Genomic DNA, 5,931 nt, shown 5'->3' with positions numbered 1-5,931 from the left:
GCGTCCGTGGTCACGAAGGACGTACCAGAGAACGCCATCGTCCTGGGCTCTCCCGCGCGGGTGGTGCGCTCCGTGACCGATTGAACCGCGCTCATCATCCCCGCACAGGGTTACGTGTGCACCCAGTTTGGGTCAACTCGTTCTGTGTCGGCGTGCCGAAAATGCGATGGGGGGTATGCCTCGAACGACCTGGATGCTCCGCAACACGGGCGTTCGAGGTATCCATCATCACATCAGTCGTACGACGGCCTTGAGGGTCCTGCCTCGGTCGAACCGACCCGATAAGGGTGCCCTCGTGACACGGGGCTGCCCCGCCGGGACAGTCGAGGAGGCTGTCCAGGCTGCGCCGTGTGACGTCCGTCTTTCGGGCGCATTGTTGACCTGCGCAGCAGACGGCCCCAACCCCCAAGGGGCAGGGGCCGTCAGGCGCCGGTCTCAGTTACGGCCAGGTGCGCGCGTCGACGGGCTTCCTGTGGTCTCGCGGCAGTTCGACGCACCTGAGGTGCCAGCGTGTGGGCCGGGGTTGCCGCCCTCGGCGTGTGTCGCCTCCTGAACGTGGTCGTTGCCGAAGTAGGAAAAGCCCGGTGAGGTCATTTCGACGTTCTGACAATGCGCCGCTGATGCGCCCGTCGCCGTGCCGCCAACGATGCCGATGGCAAGAGCGGTGACGACGAACGAGTAGCTAAGAAACTTCTTCATTGAATCTCTCCTTAGGTCGATTTGCTGGACGAATCGTGTAAATGTCGGGTATTGCGTGACAATATCTCTCGATTCTCAATCGCATTCGGAGCCAGTGTGAATTCGGATTGGTTAATATTTTGGAGCAGGTTGCGAGACTCTGGGCTCTCGCGAGGCCTGATGAACATCCGGCTTGCTCAGGGCACTCGTGGCCAAGCGGGTTTTGCGTCACTTCGCACAGCCGTTGGGACGCAGATGGGAGTCCGGAGCGCCCGGCATCGCAGGTGGGTAGTCGTTCTCGTGGCGTAGTGACTCGGGAAAAGCCGACCGGGCCGACCGTCCGCTCAGGCGGTCGGCATGAAGCCGGAAGACATCAGAAAGCGATCGACCTCGATCCGGAGAGCGATCCGGGAAGGGTTTGGTCGAGGTTCGCGATAGCGTGCGGAGTAGCAGGTCACGGCGCGAGCAACTGAGATCTCGTCGGTCACGGCCCGGGCAGTGCCCTCGATCGTCGACCAACGCCGCCCGTTCACTTGGCACGCGGCGACCCTGTCATCGGCGACTATGTGTTTGACCTTGCGTGACTGTTCGTTTGTGATAACCCAGGCACACTGCTCCTCGAGGTCCAATGCGACACCGACCGGGACAAGGTGCGGCCTACCGTCAGCGCGAACAGAGGCGAGAGTACAGAGGTGCCGCTCAGTCCAGAAGTTCAGGAGGAGCGGGGGGATGGCCGTCCAATCGGGTTTCCACGAAGTCACCTGTACATTGTCGCAGGTGAGCAGTTGCCTCCCGTTCATTGTGCCTCGGCAGGAGTGCTCGGGAGCGGCACATGAGCCGCGGCATATCGCGCCCGTGAGTCGAGATCAGGCCGAGCGCCACAAGCGCCGCCACTGGACACGGGGTGAGCATAGCCCGTCAGGCAGTGGCCGACGGCTTCTTGAGATTAGCTGCAGAAGGGTCGACTAATCAGCCCAACGGGTGGACGATTAATGGACTTCCAATCGTAAGGAGGCTGGTGATGTGCTACTCATGGCATGAGGATTTCGAGAAGACTATACAGAACGATATTGCCCAGGAAGATCCCCGAAAGGCTGCACCTGAAGGGTACCCGGAGGACCGGGTCGGGTCAGAGAAGTCCAGATTCTGGACCTTCCCAATCGGTCGGCGTGGTCACACGACCGAGGAGGCGACCGCCGACCGTACCCTCGAAAAGGTATAGCGTCAGCAGGTAGGGAAGGCCTTGCTCATGGCGAGGCCTTTCCTGCGTAATGCCGAATTTCTGCGCGTTCAGGTGCCATAGTTGAGGCATGGCTTTGTCACACCGGTTGGACCTTGCCCGGCCGCTGCAGGGGCAAGTGGCGGTGGTCACCGGTGGCAGCAGCGGGCTGGGGCGAGCTTCCGCGATCGCCCTGGCCGAGGCTGGGGCCCGGGTGGCGGTGCTCGGCCGTTCCAATGCCGATCTTCAGGACACCCTCCAGCAGATACTCGACGCCGCAGAAAGCGTCGAACAGCTAGCGGTCTCTGTTCCGGTAGACCTGGCCGACGCCGATGCGCTGACCCAGGCGATTCAGGACGTCCGGAAGCAGCTCGGTCCGATCGACATACTGGTCAACGCCGCCGGCACGGACGTTCCTGGAACCATAGAGGAACTCGACGCCGCAGGGTGGGATCGCGTACTCAATGTGAACTTGCGGGCGGTGTTCCTGTTGTCGAAGGAAGTTTTCCCCGACATGCGCGCACGCGGGGGCGGAACGATCATCAACATCGGTTCTGTCGCGGGGCGACGGGGATGGGCTAACGCCTCGGCGTACTGTGCATCAAAGTTCGCCCTCACCGGCCTCACCCAGGCGGTGGCCGCCGAAGGCCGCGAGCACAGGATTAGGGCGTGCCTGCTGTATCCGGGGGCAATGGACACCAGCTGGGGTGCATGGTCGCCGGAAGATCGTGATCCAGTCTCTGGCAACACCGCCACGGCCGAGTCGATGCCCCCGGAGCACGTGGCTCAGCTCATCACTTGGATTGCACAGTCCCCGCCGGACATGGTTCTCAACGAGGTCACCGTTACCCCCCTGCTCGAAAGCGGCTGGCCCTGACCGGGCGTGTCAGCACAGACCGCGCCCGACGTCTCGTGCTCCTCGATGAAGGTGAATTCACCCGCGGGATTGCGCAGCGGCGCATAATTGACAGCGAGTGGGACTGACGTCATCATGCCAGGTGTGGAGCACAGCGTGTGGTGGTGATAGATGCGCTTCTCGCTCGCGACTGCAGAGTGGTCCCGATGACAACGTTCCGATGCGGGTGATGGTTCTTGTGCTGGCCGCCGGTATCGATACCGATCTCCGAAAGAGACCCTACTGTCGAAAGGAACATCATGACCGTACCCATGGGCTGCAAGGCGTCCGCGGAGTGGTTCGCTCGGAATGCAGGTCGACATGCAGAGAACTGACTGGGTGGTAGTTATCCCAGTCAAAGGCACCCCAGAGGCGAAATCGCGAATGGACACGATCCCCGGACTGCCTATCGCGATTGCGCTCTACACCGTGGAAGCAGCTCTCATAGCGGCTGACGTGCTGGTGGTGACCAGTGCATCAGCAGCAGGATCTTTCGAAGATCTCGGCGCCCGCGTCGTCATAGATGAAGGTGGCGGCCTCAACGCCGCGGCGAGCCACGGGTTGGCCGCCGCGGGAAGTGGGAACCGCGCGGTGCTGCTTGGAGATCTTCCCGCCTTGCAGGCCGAAGAATTGACAGACGCGCTCGAAGCCGCCCTCCGATTTCCGCGTGCTTTCGTGCCCGACGCCGAGCGGGAAGGCACCGTCCTCATCACGGCGCGCGCTGGTGCTGCTCATCGTCCAGCCTTCGGCCCCCATTCTCGGGCGGCGCATCAGGAGTCGGGCTACAAGGAGCTCGACGTCGATCAGCAATCCGGCTTGCGGCGCGATGTGGACACGCAAACTCATCTGCGAGAGATTTCCTCGGTCCGGCTCGGGACGCGCACCCGGGCAATACTTGAGGAGAACGCTCTCCTAGGAGTTCAATCCAGCTGAAATCGCGGCGGCCGCGAGAGCTGAGCTCGTATCCAGATCCCGCATCCACAGGGGGACCGCCACCACTCTGATCCCGGCACGCTCAATGCCGGGAGCAAGTGTAGCGTCCGATTCATCGACGAGCCAGACGTCCAGAAGCCCTCCACTCGAGCGAGGCCCGTATCTCAGCGCTACTGAGTCAGCGGCGGTCGCCACTCCGACTGCGCTGAGGCACGCGTCCGCCATGCCTCTGACAACCGACCCGGAGATTATCGGCGAAACTCCGACTACGGGCGCGGGCGTTTCTGAGATCGCATCGGCTACCCCGGGCAAGGCCAGGATGGGTCCGATCGACACGATGGGATTTGACGGTGCGAAGAGGACGAGGTCAGAGGAGCGGATGGCGCCCAGGACATCGGGTGCCGGGCGTGCCTGTTCGACATTCGAGTAGATGAATTCTTCGACCGGCAGTCGAGCTCGATGCCGCGTCCACCACTCCTGAAAATGCATGGTCGCACCGTCCTTCGTTCGGACGTGAGTCTCGGTTTCATCATCGGAGGCCGGAAGCAACGTCACTCCCAGCGGCCACCGCGAGGTCAGCTTCGCCGTCACCTCGCTGAGGGTGAGGCCTTGCCGGAGGAGTTCGGTCCTCGACAAATGCGTGCCGATATCAAGGTCGCCCAAGGTGAACCACGGCCACCCGACCCCGTTCGCGCGCAACTCCGAGCTGGCCTTCGAAGTGTCCCCGACGCGACCCCATCCTCGCTCCTCGTCTGCCTCGCCTGCGAGCGTATACATGACTGAATCCAGATCTGGCGCGATTCTCAGACCAGTCAGCCACATGTCATCACCGACATTCACGATGGCGGTGATCTCGTCCTCGGGAGACCTCCCCGCAAGTGAACGACGACACGCTTCACGGATACCCCGGATGAAGCGCGCACCGCCCACGCCGCCAGACAGGATCGTGATTCTCACTCAGTCATGCTATCGATGCGAAGCAGCCACCGAGCACATCGAGAAGTCGAACACGGCCCCCGGGACGGGCACCGACCGCCCCGACCGCGCTCGGAGAATATCGCCGCGCGTTGATGTCGCCGGGCTGGCGTCGAGCGACCCGTCGCTGCACGGAACCGAGCAGGCTCGGGCTGCGTCACAGTGTCCCAGCGTGCGCCGGGCCGTCGACGTGCGCCATATGCGCCTCGAGCGCTGTAAGAAAGGCGTCGATGCGCTCGATGTGGTGCGCGTGGTCTCCATCGAACTCGGTGACCGTCGCATCCGTCAGCCGATCACCGAGTACATCGACCACCCGTTTCAACCACGGCGACGTCTGAGCGCCTTTCGTCAGAAGAGTCGGGCAGGTGACGTTCGTGAGTTCCTTCACTGTGCGGTGCGGATGATCGACGGCCTCGCCCTGCCACGACAGGGCCATGCGGTGGCCGAGCCAGCGTTCCCAGTTCGGATGCGACGTCGCACGATCCGCGGACGGAACGAAGCCGGCGACCTGCAGGAATTCGGCGAGGTCGTCATCGGTGACCTCCCGCCCGAACAGCCGGTGGACAAGCGTGTTGGCTTGCGCGACTTCGTCGAGGCTGTCGCCAAGCTGTTCAAGAATCCAGTACGCGGCCGGTTCCACAAGGGTGAGCGACCGCAGTCTGGTCGGATACTCCATCGCGAGCTCAAGCGCGGACTTCCCCCCGCCGGACCAGCCGACGAGATGGGGTCGCTCGAGACCGAGGGCGTCGAGCGTCAGCCGCAGGGACTCCCGCTCGGTGACGGCAGTGTACTCGGGGTCGCCGGGAACACCCGCCGAGCCGAGTTCGTTGTGGATCGGCTGCACCCGGATTGCCCGGTAACGGGCGGCGAGCCGTTCCTGGTGCAGGATCCACGACAGCCACCCGGTGAGACCGCCCGGAACCAGGACGACGGGTTCGCCCACGCCGAGAGAATGATGGTTCAGCACCCGGGGTTCCACGATGAACGCCCGCCCTCCGTCGGATTCTGGGCACAATGCTACTCCGGCTGCCGCTGCCGCGGACCCCGTCACGGTGAACAGCGCCGTCACTTGGTGAGTGATCTTCTGGTGTTCGTCGGCAAATGCAAGGGCTACCCGGTCTTCTTCTGCCCTACTTGAGGTTGTGGACGGGTGCGCGTACCCGCACGACCACACACTATATAAGGAGACCCCATGAGCACGAAGGTTGAAAAAAGCATCCAAGTTAACGTC

The 5,931-nt window shown here is 63.0% G+C and carries 6 protein-coding genes; 2 read left to right on the top strand and 4 right to left on the bottom strand.

Translation table 11 applies throughout. The features are described 5' to 3' along the window. Positions 1-435: 435 nt before the first annotated feature. A complete protein-coding gene (locus tag ACLQ62_RS11050) occupies positions 436-699 on the bottom strand; it encodes a hypothetical protein (RefSeq protein ID WP_411721688.1) in 264 nt (87 codons plus the stop codon). A gap of 323 nt (positions 700-1,022) precedes the next feature. Next, positions 1,023-1,478 carry a pyridoxamine 5'-phosphate oxidase family protein gene (locus ACLQ62_RS11045; protein ID WP_411721687.1) on the bottom strand — a complete coding sequence of 152 codons (456 nt, stop codon included), beginning with the start codon at positions 1,476-1,478 and terminating at the stop codon, positions 1,023-1,025. 510 nt (positions 1,479-1,988) lie between these two features. On the opposite strand from ACLQ62_RS11045, the gene ACLQ62_RS11040 reads away from it, so the two are divergent. Both ACLQ62_RS11040 and cofC read left to right on the top strand, forming a co-directional pair. After that, positions 1,989-2,774 carry an SDR family oxidoreductase gene (locus tag ACLQ62_RS11040; protein ID WP_411721686.1) on the top strand — a complete coding sequence of 262 codons (786 nt, stop codon included), beginning with the start codon at positions 1,989-1,991 and terminating at the stop codon, positions 2,772-2,774. 327 nt (positions 2,775-3,101) lie between these two features. Beyond that, positions 3,102-3,725 (top strand): 2-phospho-L-lactate guanylyltransferase, encoded by a 624-nt coding sequence (gene cofC / locus ACLQ62_RS11035; protein ID WP_411721685.1) that lies wholly within the window; start codon positions 3,102-3,104, stop codon positions 3,723-3,725. Here the strand turns inward: cofC and cofD are convergent. Together cofD and ACLQ62_RS11025 are read right to left on the bottom strand one after the other, a co-directional pair. Then, a complete protein-coding gene (cofD, locus tag ACLQ62_RS11030) occupies positions 3,705-4,682 on the bottom strand; it encodes a 2-phospho-L-lactate transferase (RefSeq protein ID WP_411721684.1) in 978 nt (325 codons plus the stop codon). The two genes, cofC and cofD, sit on opposite strands and share 21 nt — an antisense overlap. 175 nt (positions 4,683-4,857) lie before the next feature. Next, the gene (locus ACLQ62_RS11025; protein ID WP_411721683.1) at positions 4,858-5,643 is read right to left on the bottom strand and encodes an alpha/beta fold hydrolase; all 786 of its coding nucleotides are present in this window, start codon (positions 5,641-5,643) and stop codon (positions 4,858-4,860) included. Positions 5,644-5,931 lie beyond the last annotated feature (288 nt).

The organism is Mycetocola sp. (assembly GCF_046716805.1).
In the GTDB taxonomy this organism is placed as follows: Bacteria; Actinomycetota; Actinomycetes; order Actinomycetales; family Microbacteriaceae; genus Mycetocola_A.
The sequence above is the reverse complement of the archived record's forward strand: the minus strand, read 5'-3'. Positions and strand labels throughout refer to the sequence as shown.

What these genes read in the sequence shown, in the direction of transcription:
- cofC (WP_411721685.1), top strand. Translation starts at nt 3,102, where the DNA reads ATGCAGGTCGACATGCAGAGAACTGACTGGGTGGTAGTTATCCCAGTC.
- ACLQ62_RS11050 (WP_411721688.1), bottom strand. Translation starts at nt 699, where the DNA reads ATGAAGAAGTTTCTTAGCTACTCGTTCGTCGTCACCGCTCTTGCCATC.
- ACLQ62_RS11040 (WP_411721686.1), top strand. Translation starts at nt 1,989, where the DNA reads ATGGCTTTGTCACACCGGTTGGACCTTGCCCGGCCGCTGCAGGGGCAA.
- ACLQ62_RS11045 (WP_411721687.1), bottom strand. Translation starts at nt 1,478, where the DNA reads ATGAACGGGAGGCAACTGCTCACCTGCGACAATGTACAGGTGACTTCG.